10 protein-coding genes are annotated in these 16,099 nt (G+C 57.9%); 1 reads left to right on the top strand and 9 read right to left on the bottom strand.

The annotated features are described in order from the left end of the window. Positions 1–15: 15 nt before the first annotated feature. On the top strand, positions 16–2,307 hold the full coding sequence (locus tag AB3X99_RS10595; protein ID WP_368616880.1) for a sugar translocase: 2,292 nt from the start codon (positions 16–18) through the stop codon (positions 2,305–2,307). A gap of 397 nt (positions 2,308–2,704) precedes the next feature. Here the strand turns inward: AB3X99_RS10595 and AB3X99_RS10590 are convergent, their stop codons facing one another. The 9 genes from AB3X99_RS10590 to AB3X99_RS10550 all read right to left on the bottom strand — a co-directional run bounded on the left by AB3X99_RS10590 (position 2,705) and on the right by AB3X99_RS10550 (position 16,009). Then, positions 2,705–3,916: a glycosyltransferase gene (locus AB3X99_RS10590; protein ID WP_368616879.1), complete on the bottom strand. Its 1,212-nt coding sequence runs from the start codon at positions 3,914–3,916 to the stop codon at positions 2,705–2,707. After that, entirely contained in the window at positions 3,913–5,028 is a 1,116-nt protein-coding gene (locus AB3X99_RS10585) for a glycosyltransferase family 4 protein (protein WP_368616878.1), read from the bottom strand. Before AB3X99_RS10585 ends, AB3X99_RS10590 begins: the two co-directional genes overlap by 4 nt. Next, positions 5,016–6,170: a glycosyltransferase family 4 protein gene (locus AB3X99_RS10580; protein ID WP_368616877.1), complete on the bottom strand. Its 1,155-nt coding sequence runs from the start codon at positions 6,168–6,170 to the stop codon at positions 5,016–5,018. Before AB3X99_RS10580 ends, AB3X99_RS10585 begins: the two co-directional genes overlap by 13 nt. A 150-nt stretch (positions 6,171–6,320) precedes the next feature. Continuing rightward, positions 6,321–7,355 carry a GDP-mannose 4,6-dehydratase gene (gene gmd / locus AB3X99_RS10575; RefSeq protein ID WP_368616876.1) on the bottom strand — a complete coding sequence of 345 codons (1,035 nt, stop codon included), beginning with the start codon at positions 7,353–7,355 and terminating at the stop codon, positions 6,321–6,323. A gap of 15 nt (positions 7,356–7,370) precedes the next feature. Next, a complete protein-coding gene (locus AB3X99_RS10570) occupies positions 7,371–11,081 on the bottom strand; it encodes a glycosyltransferase (RefSeq protein WP_368616875.1) in 3,711 nt (1,236 codons plus the stop codon). Beyond that, complete coding sequence (locus tag AB3X99_RS10565; RefSeq protein ID WP_368616874.1) at positions 11,081–12,550, bottom strand: methyltransferase domain-containing protein; 1,470 nt, start codon at positions 12,548–12,550, stop codon at positions 11,081–11,083. The genes AB3X99_RS10570 and AB3X99_RS10565 overlap by 1 nt, the downstream gene beginning before the upstream one ends. Beyond that, positions 12,550–13,770 carry an ABC transporter ATP-binding protein gene (locus AB3X99_RS10560; protein WP_368616873.1) on the bottom strand — a complete coding sequence of 407 codons (1,221 nt, stop codon included), beginning with the start codon at positions 13,768–13,770 and terminating at the stop codon, positions 12,550–12,552. The genes AB3X99_RS10565 and AB3X99_RS10560 overlap by 1 nt, the downstream gene beginning before the upstream one ends. Continuing rightward, the gene (locus AB3X99_RS10555; protein ID WP_368616872.1) at positions 13,770–14,564 is read right to left on the bottom strand and encodes an ABC transporter permease; all 795 of its coding nucleotides are present in this window, start codon (positions 14,562–14,564) and stop codon (positions 13,770–13,772) included. Before AB3X99_RS10555 ends, AB3X99_RS10560 begins: the two co-directional genes overlap by 1 nt. Further along, positions 14,564–16,009: a mannose-1-phosphate guanylyltransferase/mannose-6-phosphate isomerase gene (locus tag AB3X99_RS10550; protein ID WP_368617043.1), complete on the bottom strand. Its 1,446-nt coding sequence runs from the start codon at positions 16,007–16,009 to the stop codon at positions 14,564–14,566. Before AB3X99_RS10550 ends, AB3X99_RS10555 begins: the two co-directional genes overlap by 1 nt. Positions 16,010–16,099 lie beyond the last annotated feature (90 nt).

The following is a 16,099-nucleotide window of genomic DNA, read 5'->3' as shown; positions in this document are numbered from 1 at the left end:
CTAGAATTTAATTCCATGACAGATCTCACCGTAAAAGATACGTCGGCTGTACATTCACCAATAAAAGGTAAGTTTTTGGTGTGGGGCATCCCGACCGTATTAGTTCTGGTGTCACTAGTTGTTGGATGGTGGATGGTCGGGGGCAGGCATTTCGATCTCAATGTACCGCTCATTTACTCTGGCGACGTATTGCTGATCCTCTCATGGATCAAACGTGCTATGGAAAATCCATGGATTTTCCATAGCACTCTGATGGGCGCGCCATTCGGCGGATATCTCTATGACTATCCAATTCCGGACTCTGGAAGCATTCTAGCTCTGAAGATTTTTGGCATTCTCTCAGGGAGCGCCACCCGAGCCTTCAACATCTACTTTCTTGCCGGCTTTCCGATAAACGCGATCGCGGGATATTTTGTATTGCGTCGTTTTTCGATATCCCGGGTGTTTAGCTTTGCGGGCGGCTTCGTTTTCACGATCCTGCCATTTCACTTTCTGCGGTACCCTCATCTTTTCTACACTTGGTACTTCGCCGCCCCCATTTTTATCTGGTTCTCTTACCGAATTTATGTGGGCGACCTCACCTTTACCGATAAAAGACGTCATTTGGCGAAACGCGCCATTGATGTCGTCACGCTTGCGATACTCTCGTGCTTTGGTGTTTACTATTCGTTCTTCGGCGTTATCGCATTTTTGACTGCAGGTGTGGTGCGCTACGCACGAACACGCACAATCGCGTCCACATATGCATGCCTGATTGCGACGGCGATCGTATCCACCGGCATTGTTGTAAATCTCGTCCCCAATGCCATTTATCGTATCGAACACGGCGCAAATCAAGAGGCGACTGATCGCTCCCCAGTGGAGACGGAAATATATGGTCTAAAAATTGCGCAGCTCCTGTTGCCGCGCCCGGAGCATCGATTTCGGCCGTTTGCCAAGTTGAATTTCAAGTATTCATCGACATTTCCACTTGTTAACGAGAACGGAACTTCCTCACTCGGACTCATTGGAAGTGTCGGTTTCATTGCTCTGTTTATCTTTTTGATAGCACCCAGGCAGAGTAAGGAAGGGGAGCGCGATCGACTCAACGCTCTTGCAGTGCTTACCTTTTCACTAACACTGTTTTGCACCATCGGTGGATTTTCAACAGTATTCAGTCTGTTGATTAGCCCAATGATGCGAGCAGGGAATCGAGCTAGCGTCTTTCTAGCATTCACCTCGATTGCTGCAACGTTGATTTTAATCGAGCAGCGACTGATTTACGGTAAGGTGCGTAACAATCTCACTCGCTCAGCTATAGTTGCGAGCGTTGCTCTTTGCGCATTTGCCGTGTGGGATCAAACGGCTTCAACGTCCACCGACTACCTGAATGCAACCCAGGCGGAGTATCACAGCGATGCCCAATTCGTCGGGAAGATTGAACGGATCGTTCCTCCGGGGAGTGCGATCTATCAACTCCCGTATGCCGGATTTCCCGAGACGCCGCCGATCAATGCTCTGCAGCCATACGATCTAGCCAGGGGTTATTTGCACTCTTCGTCGCTGGCGTGGAGCTATGGGGTAATGAAGGGCCGATCCGGAGATTTCTTTTTCCGAGCGCTGGCACGTGAACCGCTGGAACGACAGATCGAGGTTGCAAGAAAGGTTGGCTTTAGCGGCCTGTATTTGGACCGGCATGGATACGCGGACAACGGAGCGGCGGAGGAGGCTGAGCTCACTCATATCTTAGGGAGTCCGCCCGCGGCGATCAGCGAGAACGGCCGTCTGGTCTTCTTCGACTTGAGAGTGAATGGCAAAAACGTCGACAAGCTCCCCGCCAACCTGTCTCCTGCGCAAATCATGGAGCATGCAGGTTTTATCGCGGATGCGCGAGGCGTCAGGTATCACGGAAGCCTTGCCGAAGGAATTGATTTCACGCGCCAGGGCCTGCCGACTTTTTTGGATGACGTGAATGGTTTGTCAGTCCCGGAGAGTTGGGGACGGTGGTCGGACGCCAACGTGTCGCCCGTGGTCACTCTACAGTTCGCACAGCCACTCCCGAACCACTTCATCCTTCATTTGCGTGCTCACGCTTTCGGCCCGAACGTAGGGCAACCCGTTGGCGTGGCCATCGGTCAGCAAGTTCAAAGTTTCGTTCCAGCCGCCGATATGCGAGAGTTCTCCATGCAATTTGAAGGCGTAAATGGAGCACAACGCATCGAGATTCGCCCACCGCAGCCGGTCTCCCCGACCTCCCTCGGAGTAAGCCCAGATACCCGGAAGCTCGCAGTTGGCATTCAAAGGCTATGGATTGAAGCAGCACCGTGACCGATTCACGGAAGATGGGCCGCCTGCCGGATGTCTCCTTCATTGAAGTCAGGCGGCCTATTGCAGGAATCCACACGCTGATGAGTGAATTCTGCAAACTCTGATAAAGTAAGGAAGGTTGCGAAGGCACCGCCGTAACCGAGACGATCAAGGTCGCCAAACGGTCCGACGGCGGGACGAGGATAAGCATCAAAGCGCGTCTATTGATGCAACTATCCTTTGAAAGCGGTCGTCCATCAGACCATTGACGACGGATCGAGCGGTGCCGGGTAGATTGTGAGAAATGGGGCGAGCACCCCTACCTATTGGGCGTGGCGCGGCGACGGAAGTGGCCCTTCGAGTGCCAAGCTAGAAGATCGTTGACGTATTCCTGGACAGGTCAAGTGAGCGTACTCCATCAAGAAGGGCGCGCCAAATCTCGCGAGAGCAGCATATCTAGTCGTGCAAGCAGCGGATCAATCATTCTCCCCCAGCCGTGCTCGCGTTCAACGAACCTTCTAGCGTGCGCCGCCATTTCAACCGCCGCGGCTTCGTTGACCATGAGCCACTCAATCCGATCGACAAATTCCTGCGGCGTGTTCGCGATCACCAGATCTCGACCGGCCTCGGCATGCAGCCCCTCATGCCCGGATGAAGTCGCCACTACAGGCAGCCCCAGCGCCATATACTCCAGAATCTTGTTCTGCACACCTGCCCCGATCCGCATCGGGCACACGCCGATTGCACCGTCTCTGGCGGCGTCTCCCACCGACGCAACCCGCCCCGTCACCTCGACTCCGTCATAGGCCCTAAACCGCTCGGCAAGCGCAGGCGAAATCGAACCCACAATCCTGAACCGGTAGTCCGCACGCTTGCGCAGCAAGGGCAGCACCTCTTGCGCAAAGAAGTGGCACATGTCCTCGTTCTGGACCGTCCGCATGTCGCCGATAAAGATGAGCACGCGGCTTGCCGTGCTTCGTACCGAATACGGCAACCCAGACAAGTCGACTCCGTTCGAGCACACAATTACATTCCCGGCGTTCGAACCGGGAAACAGGTAATCCTTGTCGGTCTGCGAAACCAGCACGGACAAATCGAAGTCGTTGACGATCGTTCGCTCGTAGTCGCCCAGGCGCTGCGCTTCGAGACTGAGCACGCGCGACTTGAGCCCCCGTGCGTTCTTGAGCTGCTTGATCCGGCTGTAGTTCAGCGAAATCGCGTCGGTCATTTCGAGCACGCGCGGCTTGTCCGACTTGCGCACGTACTCGGCACAGCGCAGCAGATGGACGAGTACGCCGTCATGCGAGGGCAACAACCGTTCGACTGCCGCGGCAAATGCCCGACTCCGGTAGTAGGCGACCTGCAACGGCGTCCGCGTGGGCAGCGCAAGCAGCGTATTCATGTACGAACGCGCCTTCGACAGAAAGACTCGCTCGACCCGGTCGAACACGCCGTCGTCAGGCAGCTCGCAGTCCACCTCTTCGCGCGACTCGCACAAGCTCAGCAGCGTCAGCGAATATTGGCGCGACAACGCCTTGCAGAGGTGATAGATCCTCAGTTTGTCCCCGCCGATCACCGGGTAGGGAAGTCTGGGCGTCAGCACCAGCAGCTTTTTCTTATCTGTGGTCACGACAAACGTTCCCAGAACTCCTGAATCGACGGGGCGACGACCGACTCCGAAAACAGACGCGCGCGGTCCACTCCGTTGCGGACCCTCGCCTCGAATGTTTCGCCGCCGCTGCATATGCCGCGGATCTGCTCGGCCATCTCGCCAACCGAAAATGGGTCGAAATGCAGACCGGACCCACCAACGATCTCAGGCATCGAAGTCGTGTTACTGCACGCGACAGGCGTACCCGATGCCATCGCCTCCAACAGCGGTATGCCGAACCCTTCGAACAACGAAGCAAAGATGAATGCCCTTGCTTGACGGTAGTGCAGCTTCAGTTCCTGGTCGGATACATACCCGAGCAGCTCGACATGACCTGCGAGTCCCAGTGCAGATGCCCGCCGCAGGAAATATTCGTGATGCGCCGACTTGATCCCGGCAATGCGCAACCTGATGTCGTCATCCAGCGTCGGCCTCGCCAATGCGAACGCTTGCAGGAGGCGATCGACGTTCTTGCTGGGCACTTCGCCCGCCACGGTAAACAGGTAGGGTTGGCGAGCTGCCTCACTGAGTGGACGAGCGAACCAGTCATCCGGAATCGAACACGGAATGAGGTGCACATCCTCTTCCGACAGTCCGAACTGCTCGACCAGTTCCCGCTGGGTAAAGCGGGATACAGTCAGCACGACGTCGGCGCGGCGAGCCAGCCGGGGCACCACCTGCCGCCTGTACACCCGCCCGAACGTTTGATACAGGGATCTCGACGGAGGCAGCACCCGCCAGGGTTGCAGATAGATCAGGTCATATATGACCGAGATCAGGCGGGTCCGGCCCGTTGAACGCAATGGTCCAGTGTTGTACGGACACAACAGGTAATCCAGCTTCTGCGCTTCGCACAGGCGGGGCAGTTCGACCTGCTCCCACCATGGAAAGAAACCGCGGCCATCACTAACGCATGGCCAATCCGTAGTGGTCACGCCGCTTGGCGCGAGACCCAGCACCGACGCACTCACCGGCTCGATGAGCTGACGCGCGAATCGTCCCATGCCACGGTAATTGCCAACCATCCAGGTGACATCTACCCCCAACGTCACGCTGCATTGCCCCGAGGCAGTTTGAGTCAGGAGCGACATGAACCATCCAGGACAGATTGATAAACTGCCACGGTCTTCTCGGCGCACGCCTGCCAGGTGAACGCTCGCGCTCTCGCCAACCCAGCCTCGCGGATCACGTCCGCTTCGCGAGGACCCTCGATCACGAGGCGCATGGCATCGGCAATGTCACCTGCGTTGCTGGGATCCACCATGATGGCGGCATCTGCCGCCACTTCGGGAACGGACGTCGTATTGGACGCAATGACCAGAAGACCCGAAGCGAGCGCTTCTACAACCGGCAGTCCGAATCCTTCGCACAGCGACGCAAACACCAGCGCGGTGGCCGATTGCATCAGCGCGCGCACGTCGAAATCCGGCAGATACTGCAACCAGCGCGCACTGCCTTCGGCTTCGCTCGCGCGCAGGCGGGCGACAAGGCTTTCGCACCCCCACCCGGCCCGGCCCACGACGACCAATGGCACATCCCGACGCAGCCCGGCCGGCAGACTCGCATGCGCGTCCAGAACCCGCTCGATATTCTTGCGCGGCTGCAAGGTGCCCACGCACAGGAAGAACCGCTCAGGCAGGTCCAGGCGCTTCAGCACCTCGTCACGGGCCGACTGGTCGATCTGTTCAAAAAACCGCGGGTGAACACCCAGAGGAACAACGGAAATGCGTTCTGGCGCGATGCCGAAGTGCTCCACGATCGAGCGCTTCGAATACTCGGAAATCGTGACGACATGATCCGCCCACGCGCCCGAGCGCCGCAACAGCCAACGGCGCAACGCGGCCAGCTTCACGGTCGTCCACTCGGGATTCGACAGCGGAATGGCATCCATCAAGGTCGCGATGACAGGTATCGCAGACAGTTTTGGAATCAGGTGATCGGTTGCATGGAACACGTCCACGTGCTGTGCGACGAGGTCCTTCTCGGCGACGCACTTCCACGGGCTCACGGCGCCCAGTGTCGCCATGACCGCGTGGCGGCCGAGATTTACGGGCGGGCGGGCACCCGCCAACACGTCTTCGCCGACGAACGCACGAAAGCCGACGGGGACGAGATCGACCCCGCCGCCGGCAAGCAGGGCTCGCCCCAGCTCCCGGGTGTACGAGCCAATGCCGTCCACCCCGCCGTGCGCAATGCTACGGGCCAATGCCGTCGTACCAAAACCAACCTTCACCCATGCCCCTTGTTGTACATCCAGCGCGGTCTGTCTTTCCGCATTATTCTTTTAAGCGACCCGACGACGGGATCACCCACTGCAGCAAACAACCGTGCGAAGACACGGCCCATGCAGCCGGCGAGCCCCGTCACCGGCGCTCGAGGTGCCTCAGAACGAGAAGCCGCGCTCGTTGCGGCGCAGGTCGGCTTCGACCATCATCGCGCACAGCTGCTCGAGCGTCGTCTTCGGCTCCCAGCCCAGTTGCCTCTTTGCCTTCTCCGGATTGCCGATCAGCAGATCTACTTCCGCCGGACGATAAAACTTCGGGTTGATCCTGACGAGCGTCTTGCCGGTCGCGGCGTCGATCGCGGTCTCGTTTTCGTCACGGCCCTTGAACTCGAGGTCGACCCCGGTTGCCTTGAATGCCATGCGCACGAAATCGCGTACGGTCTCGGTACGATTCGTGCCCAGCACGTAGGTATCCGGCTCGTCGGCCTGCAACATGCGCCACATGCCTTCGACGTATTCCTTCGCGAAACCCCAATCGCGCTTCGCGTCGATATTGCCCAGTTCGAGCACGTCGAGTTGGCCGAGTTTGATCTTTGCAACGGAGTCGGTGATCTTGCGCGTCACGAACTCGCGGCCACGCAGGGGCGATTCGTGATTGAACAGGATGCCGCTGCAACCGAAGATGTTGTAGCTTTCGCGATAGTTCACCGTGATCCAGTGCGCGTAGAGCTTAGCCACACCGTACGGGCTGCGCGGGTAGAACGGCGTCGACTCGATCTGCGGAATGGCCTGCACCTTGCCGAACATTTCGGACGTGCTCGCCTGGTAGAAGCGGATCTTCGGGTTGACGATGCGGATGGCCTCGAGCAGATTCAGCGGGCCGATGCCGGTGATCTCCGCCGTGGTGGCCGGCTGGTCAAAGGACACACCGACGAAGCTTTGCGCAGCGAGGTTGTAGACCTCGGTCGCGCCGGTAGTTTGCAGCAGGCGGATGCTCGACGACAGATCCGTCAAGTCGTATTCGACCAGATGGAGGTTGGGGTCCTTCGCAATGCCCAACTCTTCGATGCGCCAGAAGTTCACCGAACTCGTGCGGCGGTAGGTGCCGTAAACCGTATAGCCCTTCTCTAGCAGGAGTTGCGCAAGATAGGCACCGTCTTGGCCAGTGATGCCGGTGATAATGGCTGTCTTCATAGTGATGCTCTTTCCTTACGAAATTGATGCGCTTTTTGTGAAAAGCTCCGCCAAGGCTTGGGCGCTTTGCGCCCAGGTCAAGAAAGGCATGCCTTCGGAAGAAGGCGCTTGCCCCATCTTTTCAAGTCCCAACCAAGCCTTGATTTCAACGGCCAGATCCTGGCCAGTCTCTGCGGAAAAATAATAAGCATGATTGCCCGCGACTTCCCGGAACACAGGAATATCCCGGGCAATGATCGAAATCCCCTGCTGGGCTGCCTCGATCAAAGGAAGGCCGAACCCTTCTCCATACGAGCCGGCGATCAGGCATGAACACGCGGCATAGATCTTTTCCAGGTATTCGTCGCTAATACCTTCCAGCCAGAACAGTTGACGGCCGAATGCTCTATGTCCCTTGATCCGCGAGACCAAATCCCCCATCAACCACCCTTGCTTACCCACCAGGACGAGGTTGACGTGTTGATCTTCTTGCCAGAGCCGATCGAATGCCTCCAGAACCTGGGCATACCCCTTACGGGGTTCCAGCGTCCCGACCATCAAAAAGGAGGGCGATTTTTTCAGCTTCTCGAGTAAGCCCTCGGCGTCAGCGGGGACTCCCGTCGAAGCGACGGAGTCTAGAATATTCGCGCCCAGGTGGAACCAGTCAATCGCGAATCGGGCATTGCGCTGAGGTGCATGTTGCGCCACCCATGTAGCAAGATCGCCCGCGACGGCCTCTGAAATACAGAAAGCGCCGTCATTCTCCGCGACGACCTCCAGCCATTCACCAAAATTCTCTGCAACGCCCGGCGCAAAATATTGCGGCAGGAAAATGCACAGCAGGTCGTACACGACGAACTTGACTTGCACGCCCTGAAACCTGAGCTTCTGGTAAAACGCCCGCTGCGCCGGCACGATCTCCGGCGCCAGGTCGAGACCGAGAAACACGTCTCCCGCGCCGTAGTCGACAGGAGCGTCCTGCAGCCACGCATCTTCAAAACCCATCAGCTTTGCCGTGAAACGCCGGGCGTAGTTATACGACTGGGCAGTCGTCGCATAGACCGGTTCCACCCTGAAGCCGCTCGGAGGGCGCTCCAGCCATTCCTTGATCAAGCTTCTTACCACGCGCTGGATACCGCTTTTCGCATCGCGCTGAACCAGCTCGGAGATATCCACTAGAAGCTGCCGCTTGCCATTGCGCAACGTGGTATTCCTGGCCATGGCCATCGCGGCTTGCTGCAGTTGCCCGTCATCAGCCGCCCCGACCTGCCTGGCGATCGCGCGCGCCAGTATACCGGGGTGTGACAACCCGGCCACATGGAAGTGCTCAATCGCGTCACGATACTGCTTCGCACACAAGTCTGGAGCGTGGTGATCCAGGATGACTTGCCTTGCGATACGACCCATATTCGTACGCAATTGGGCGTCAGAGCGCAAAGTCTCCAGAGCTTCGATAAGTTGCTGTTCGGTAAATGTCTCAGGCAATTTCCAGACTGCGTCATCGTCGAGGTCGGCCATGCTGCCGTTGGCATTGACAATAACGGCCTTACCGTAATTCATGCAGTCCAGCACGGCTGCGGAAGTTTCCCCTCTCGACAGGGTTCGTAACTGCACGCCGACATCGGCGGCCGTCAGATACTGGCGGAAGGTTGAAACATCGGCCCAGCCTGTGATCCGGACGTTAGCTTTCGAACCGAGGTCACGGATCAGGCGAGACACATCCTGCCCATATTGTCCCTGATCATTCTCCCCAACAAAGACAAGATGGCAAGTCGAATCTTTCGCAAGCGATGAATCTGCCCAGGCCTTCAGAAGTTGAAGATTCAACTTCATGGGACCCAGCAAGCCAAACGCGCACACTAGATAGTCATTTTCCCCAATGCCCAGTGCGGCGCGCGCACCAACCTTGTCGAAATCGACATCGGCAACACGCATAAGTGGAATCTCGACCCAGTCCCTTACGTCGCCGCCATACCATCGCTCGGCTTGACGTTTCGAATTCCCGGAGTGGACGATCAGGCCCAGACTCTTCTGAATCACATCCAAACTGCACGGGTACTTCCAGACGGTATCTATGATATCCGCCTTGTGATGGCGCTCTGCCAACCCGACGTAGCCATGGTTTTCATACAACGCCTGCGACCAGCACCCCGGCAGCCAGCCTTGGGTATCCATTTCCGCAACAATACCTGACAGGAAAAAGTCATGCAGAACCACCACCCCGGGAACGACGTCCAGAAGCGGGAACATGTAGCGATGGAATGACGAATTGCCAAAGTGATAGAGCACGCGGTCATATCGACCGACATTCTCCACGAACCACTGAGGCGACCTCACCGTTACCCCATTGAACTGGGCATTTCCCACGGTATCGGGGTCGACGATGACATCAATGTCGTAATGATTCGCAAGCTCGGGCAGCAGGTCGGCACTATAGTCCGCGATACCCGTACGAGCAGGCGGCAGAGGAGACACATAGGCCAGCTTTAGCCGCCGCGATTCGCGTGGAGATGCAGGCCGCTTACCCTGGACATGCCACCGCTCCATGGCTGCAATGGTGCGGCGTGCGCTTTCATCCCACGAAAACTTTCGCGACTGTTCTTTGCCGTGCCGGATGAGTGCTTCTCGGAAGGGAGCGTCGTTCAGGCCACGCTGTATCGCCGCAGCAATGGCTGCGTCGGAATGCGGATCGAACATGGCGTCATCCCAACCGATGACTTCCGGCAGACTGGATGTGTTGGCGCCAATGACAGGAGCCCCGCAGCGCATAGCCTCCAATGCAGGCAAACCAAAGCCTTCATGCCACGACGGGAAGACGAACAGCTTGCACAGGTTGTAGAAAAACAGCAGATCTTCGTCTGGTACGAATCCGGTCAGCACGACATCGTCTTTGCGCAGACCGTGTTGCTGCGCAAGGCGTTCGAGTTCCTGCCGATTCGCGGGTTGTACCGAACATACGATCGCGAGCTGATGGTCGCGCCGCACCTTGTCAGGCAGCAGCGCGTACGCTCGAATCAGGCCTTCTACGTTCTTGCGGTGGTCGATGCCGCCCGTGTAGAGCACGAACGGTTTGGTCAGCCCATACTGCTTGCGCAAAGCCGATTCGCGTTCTGGGGAAACGTCGATGGACAGGAATGAATCGTCAGCGTCGGTGCTGATGTTGACCGACCACTCCGCGGGCAGACCGAGATGTGCGATGCCTTCCTGTCGCGAGGACTCCGAAATACCCAGCCACAAATCGGCCCGGCGCAAATGCTCGATCTTCTCCAGATACCAGGACTTTACGGCTGGATTATCCAGATACGGAGTGGGATTGATATACGGAATCAGGTCATAAAGCGTGACAGCAACCGGAATCTCGTGTTGCAGGCGATGTACGCTAGTTACCGCGTCATCGCCAAGCCCTTCGATCAAACTCGTGATGTAGACAAAATCGGGCTTCAGCGAGCACAGAAAGGACTCGTATCCCAATTCCGCCGCACGCCGCCGCCAGTCGTTGGATTTGTCGGCATGCGTCACAGGTCCAGCAGCGTGCCAGACACGAATGTTCTCGAGCGGCAGCAGGTCCGAAAAAGCCTCGCGAATCGGCCCGATGGTTTCCGGAAACAAGCCGTTGAGAGCGAGGATAATTTCATGCTCTCCACGATTGCGCGCCAGCCCTCTGGCAATGGCCTGGGTATAGCGGCCTATGCCTCGATTGCGCGAACCCGTGCTTTGTGCACCCTGCATATCGATGACGATGCGCATCAACCCTCTTCCCTCTTCTCGTAGTTCTTCACTGCAAAAGCTAGCGCAGCGTAGGTTTGTTGAGCACGCGGGCTCAAACCCTCCGGCGCAACTTCAGGCCGGGGACGATAGAGATGTACGGTATCCGAAACAACGGGGATCAATCGTTGCTTGACACCAGGAACACGATTGAGAGCGAATACGGCGAGCCGCCTGAACCAGGGATGTTTCCCCCCGAATTTTGCGGCACGCTGAATCGCGCGTTTGGCTCCGACCTTAAAAACAACTTTTCCTTGCCCTTTTAGCACGAGCTTCACGCCTCGAACCGGCCGGGTAATTCGCCAGGACGTGCTCTGATAGACGGCATGCAATTGCGCGTTCGCCTGATGCAGCATGGCTTCGGTCTGCTCAAGCCGCGCCTGCATCTCCAGCACCTGGCTCTCGACCTGTTGGCGCCGCCCATCGGCACGCTGGTATCGTTCCTCCGAGTGCTGGTATCGCTCTTCGAAGTACTGATATCGCTCCTCGAAATGCTGGTACCGCTCCTCTGCGTGTTGATATCGCTCTTCTGAGCGTTGGTATCGTTCCTCGGAACGCTGATATCGCTCTTCGGCGCGCTGATATCGCTCCTCGGCGAGTTGCAGCTGCTCCGACAGCGAATGAAGCTCGTCTGTCAACTGCTCGCCGGATTCCCGCGCAGCCTCCTCCGCGCGCTGCACTCTTGCCTCGATCTGGGCAAGACTCGACGCAAGCTGCGTTTCGTATCGCTGCGCCAGGACGTCGATCGTCAGACCGTATTCGGCCTCGAATGCACTATCGAATGCGCCCCCCGCTGATCCAGCCTCCTTCTGCGCGACGATTGCATAGTCGGGGCTCACGCCGCCGAGGACATTCATAAAATGAATCTGCGCCTGTGCGTCAGTCAACGTCGCTGATTCCTGCAGGCGCACGACCTTAACGCGGTCGAATCCCGCATGTTCCGCAACGAAAGAAAGCAGCAGCGGTGGAATCGGCTTCTGGTGCGTCGGATCGATGTAGAAGTTGCACGTCGCCACAGCGATGTTTTCCGGATTCGGCGTCTCGAGAATGAGCAGGCCACCGGGTTTCAACACGCGCAGAGCCTCGGTCACGAGCCGCTTCAATTGCTCGAAGCTCACGTGCTCGACGACGTGAAAGGCCGAAATCAGTGCATGGCTGTTCGAATCCAGCTTCGCGAGATGCTCGATCGCATCGCCCTGGGATACCGACAGGTTTCGCTCGCGGCATGCCTCGAGCATATCGGCGTCGAGATCGACACCCGTCGCGGCAAACCCGGCGTCACCCATTAGCTCCAGCCACTCGCCGCGGCCACAGCCAATGTCGAATGTCTGTGCACTCGGGTACATCGCCGCCAAAGGCTGAACGAACGGCGAATACTTGCCCAGTCGACCTTTGATCAGGTCCCGTGAGCCGCGATGCCGATCTTCAAACGCACGATAAAAGCTTTCCACTACGGCAAACTCCTCACCGTCGTCCGTAGCCAGGCTACTCCGACAAAATCTTCCACTTTCATATTGACGACGTTGAACATCAACACCCGATCACGCCATTCGTAATTGTTGGCCAGATGGGCATCTCCGGTGTGGAGCGCCACCGCGACCGAATAACTACCCACACCAATGTTGGCCGTAAATTCAAAAAGCAATACCACTGACTGGCCCTGGGCCAGATCGACAAGTACCTGCTTCAGGTGATAGGTATTCGTCCCGAACACCGTCTGCCCAAGCCGGTCCTTGATCATGTACCCCACCACCAACTCGGGGATCGCATGCACGCATTTGACCTTGATGCGCAGCGTAACCGGCTGCCCGACCCCGACCACCTCGACCGGCTGACCGGACTCGTCCAGCAGCGTGACCTCGTCGACCACGGCCTCGCCGGTACCTGAAATGGTCTGCACCGCCCCGCTGCCGGTGGTTTCCTGCTTGACAGAATGATTCGCGCGATCAGCTAGCATCGCGTTGTAGTAGTCCATGACCTCTTCAGGCGGCCCTTCGATCTCCAGCTTTCCGGCATTCAGTAGAATCGCACGATCGCAGATAGCCTGGATCGCCGCCTTGTCATGCGCCACGATCAAGAGCGTCGTGCCTTGCTTGCGAAACTCGCGGATGCGGTCGAAGCTCTTGTGCTGAAAATACGCGTCGCCGACCGAAAGCGCTTCGTCGACGATCAGCACATCAGGGCGGCGAGCGGTCGCGACGCTGAATGCAAGACGCATCTGCATGCCGCTCGAATACACGCGTACGGGCTGATCAATGTATTCGCCGATTTCGGCGAACGCCTCGATCTCCGGCATCAGCGCGACAAGTTCGTCAACGCTGAAACCGAGCAACTGCCCGGCCATCATGACGTTCTGGCGCCCGGTGAAATCCGGATGAAACCCCATCCCCAGTTCCAGCAACGCGGCAACACGGCCCGTCATGGTCACGCTGCCCACCGTCGGCTGTGTCGTCCCAACGATCATCTTCAACAACGTGCTCTTGCCGGCACCGTTGATACCGATGATGCCAAGCGCTTCGCCTGACTGAACGGAGAAGTTCACGTCCCGCAGCACCCAGTGCGGCGTGTGATGTAGCTTGTTGCGCGGATCGATCCACTCGAGAAGGCGGGACCAGCGCGTCGGGTACTGCTTATATGCCTTGCCGAGATTGGTAACGGTAATGGTGCCCATCAGAGTTCATCCACCATTTCGCCCACATGTTTGCGGAACAAGCTGAAGCCGGCGAGGCACAACAGAACGCCCAGAAGCGCAACGAGCCACAATTGCGGCCATTCCGGCCAACGACCTTGAACCATCACAACCTGGAAGGCTTCGATCAACGGCGCCATCGGGTTGAACTGCATTCCTGTCTGGACAGACTTGGGCAGAATGTTGATCGCATACACGATCGGCGTCAGCCAGAACCAGAAATTCAGTGCGATGCCAAAGAACTGCCCGACATCACGGAAAAATACGTTCAGCACGCCTAGCGTAATGCCGAGGCCAATGGCAAACAGCGTCAGCAGAAGCAGCAGCGGAATGATGGCCAGGTACGTCAAACCGGGGAAATTATCGGTAATCAGCACGAAGACCGTGAACAACCCAAAGACAATCGCGAAATTGACCAGCGCATTGACCACCACGATCACCGGCAGACACAGGCGGGGAAAGCTTAACTTCTTCAGCAGGTTGGCGTTGTCGATGAACGCGCTCTGCGCGCGGCTCACGATTTCGACAAACATGCCCCACGGCAGCACGCCGGCACACAAGTGAATGCTGTATGCAAACGTGCTACCCACGCCGGGCAACCGGGTGTGCATCACCTGGGAGAAGATCACCGTATAGACGACGATCATCGCAAGCGGATTGAGCACGGTCCACGCCGCGCCCAGCAGGGAATTCCGGTACTTTGACTGAAACTCCCGCTTGACGCTTCCGAGAATGAACCCGCGATAGGCCCAAAGGGCTCGTAGCATTCCCTGCATCAAGCCCGCCCGTAGACGTCTTGGAAGCGAACGATGTCGTCCTCCCCAAGGTACTCGCCACTCTGCACTTCGATCATCACGAGATCGAGCACGCCCGGGTTTTCAAGGCGATGCTTGTGGCCGGCAGGGATGTACGTGGACTCGTTGGTGCGAACGAAGATTTCCTTTTCGCCGTTGATGACCTTGGCCATCCCGCACACGACGATCCAATGCTCGCTGCGGTGATGATGCATCTGCAGACTCAGGCTAGCGCCCGGCTTGACTTCGATACGCTTGATCTTGAAGCGCGGCCCTTCTTCCAGCACGGTGTAGGTGCCCCACGGACGGCTAACGGTGCGATGCAGCTTGTAGGCATCGTGATTCTGCTTTTTCAGGCACGCAACCACCTGCTTCACATCCTGCGCGCGATCGGGATGCGCAACCAGCAAGGCATCCGGCGTATCGATGATCATCAGGTCAGCGACACCCACCGCCGCCACCAGGCGGTCCGGGCTTTGCACGTAGGTGTTGTGGCTATCGACAAAGATTGCATCGCCGACGGCACGGTTGCTGTCCTGGTCCGGTGCGACCAGATCGCGAATCGCACCCCACGAGCCGATGTCGCTCCAACCGAAGGTGGACGGCACTACGGCCACGTTCGACGAGCGCTCCATCACCGCGTAGTCGATCGAGATATCGGGCATCTTCTCGAACGTCTCGGCAGGAATTTCGAGCATTTGCCCCGACGACTTGTCGGCATGCAACGATGCCCAGCACGACTCGGTCGCTGTCGCGACATCGGGGGCATGGCGTTTCATCTCGTCGAGGATCACCCCGGCCTTGAAACAGAACATGCCCGAATTCCACAAGTAGTTGCCCGTTGCAACGTACTCGGCAGCCTTCACAGCGTCCGGCTTCTCGACGAAACGCAGCGCCATACGGCCGTCGCCGATTTTCTCTCCCGCCTCGATATAGCCGAAACCGGTGTCCGGGCTCGTCGGAACGATACCAAACGTCACCAGCTTGTCGCGCTTCGCCAATTCGACGGCGCTCGCAACGGCTGCGGCAAAGCCCGCCTGATCCTGAACCAGATGATCGGCGGCGAGTACCAGCATCAGCGCATCGCGCCCGTACTTTTCCGCCACGTAGCGCGCGGCCATGGCCACGGCAGGCGCCGTGTTGCGGCCCATCGGCTCGAGCATGAATGCGCCAGACTGGGTTTCGCCAAGCTTCGCGCAGGCAAACTCGTCCTTGCTCATGAAGTAGTAGTCGCGGTTCGTGACCGTCAAGATCTCTCCGCGCTGCGAAGGCGCACCGATTCCGGCGACCGCCGCCGCCCGACAGTATGTCTTCAGGAGCAGGCTCTCACCATCGGCGAGCTTCATGAACGGCTTGGGATGCCCTTCACGGGAAACCGGCCAAAGTCGCGTACCAGCACCACCGGACAAGATGACGGGGATTAACATCACATTCACTCCAGATTCAGTATCCGCTGGCGAAGGAAATCCTCCGCCACTTATATTGGTATTGATGAACCGCCAAAGTAGTGTCGGCTT

The organism is Paraburkholderia sp. BR10882, from assembly GCF_040948855.1.
GTDB classification, from domain to species: domain Bacteria; phylum Pseudomonadota; class Gammaproteobacteria; order Burkholderiales; family Burkholderiaceae; genus Paraburkholderia; species Paraburkholderia nodosa_A.
Note: the sequence above shows the minus strand (reverse complement) of the source record. Positions and strands in the feature narration are given on the sequence as shown.

What these genes read in the sequence shown, in the direction of transcription:
- AB3X99_RS10560 (WP_368616873.1), bottom strand. Translation starts at nt 13,770, where the DNA reads ATGGGCACCATTACCGTTACCAATCTCGGCAAGGCATATAAGCAGTAC.
- AB3X99_RS10570 (WP_368616875.1), bottom strand. Translation starts at nt 11,081, where the DNA reads ATGCGCATCGTCATCGATATGCAGGGTGCACAAAGCACGGGTTCGCGC.
- AB3X99_RS10550 (WP_368617043.1), bottom strand. Translation starts at nt 16,009, where the DNA reads ATGTTAATCCCCGTCATCTTGTCCGGTGGTGCTGGTACGCGACTTTGG.
- AB3X99_RS10555 (WP_368616872.1), bottom strand. Translation starts at nt 14,564, where the DNA reads ATGCAGGGAATGCTACGAGCCCTTTGGGCCTATCGCGGGTTCATTCTC.
- AB3X99_RS10595 (WP_368616880.1), top strand. Translation starts at nt 16, where the DNA reads ATGACAGATCTCACCGTAAAAGATACGTCGGCTGTACATTCACCAATA.
- gmd (WP_368616876.1), bottom strand. Translation starts at nt 7,355, where the DNA reads ATGAAGACAGCCATTATCACCGGCATCACTGGCCAAGACGGTGCCTAT.
- AB3X99_RS10585 (WP_368616878.1), bottom strand. Translation starts at nt 5,028, where the DNA reads ATGTCGCTCCTGACTCAAACTGCCTCGGGGCAATGCAGCGTGACGTTG.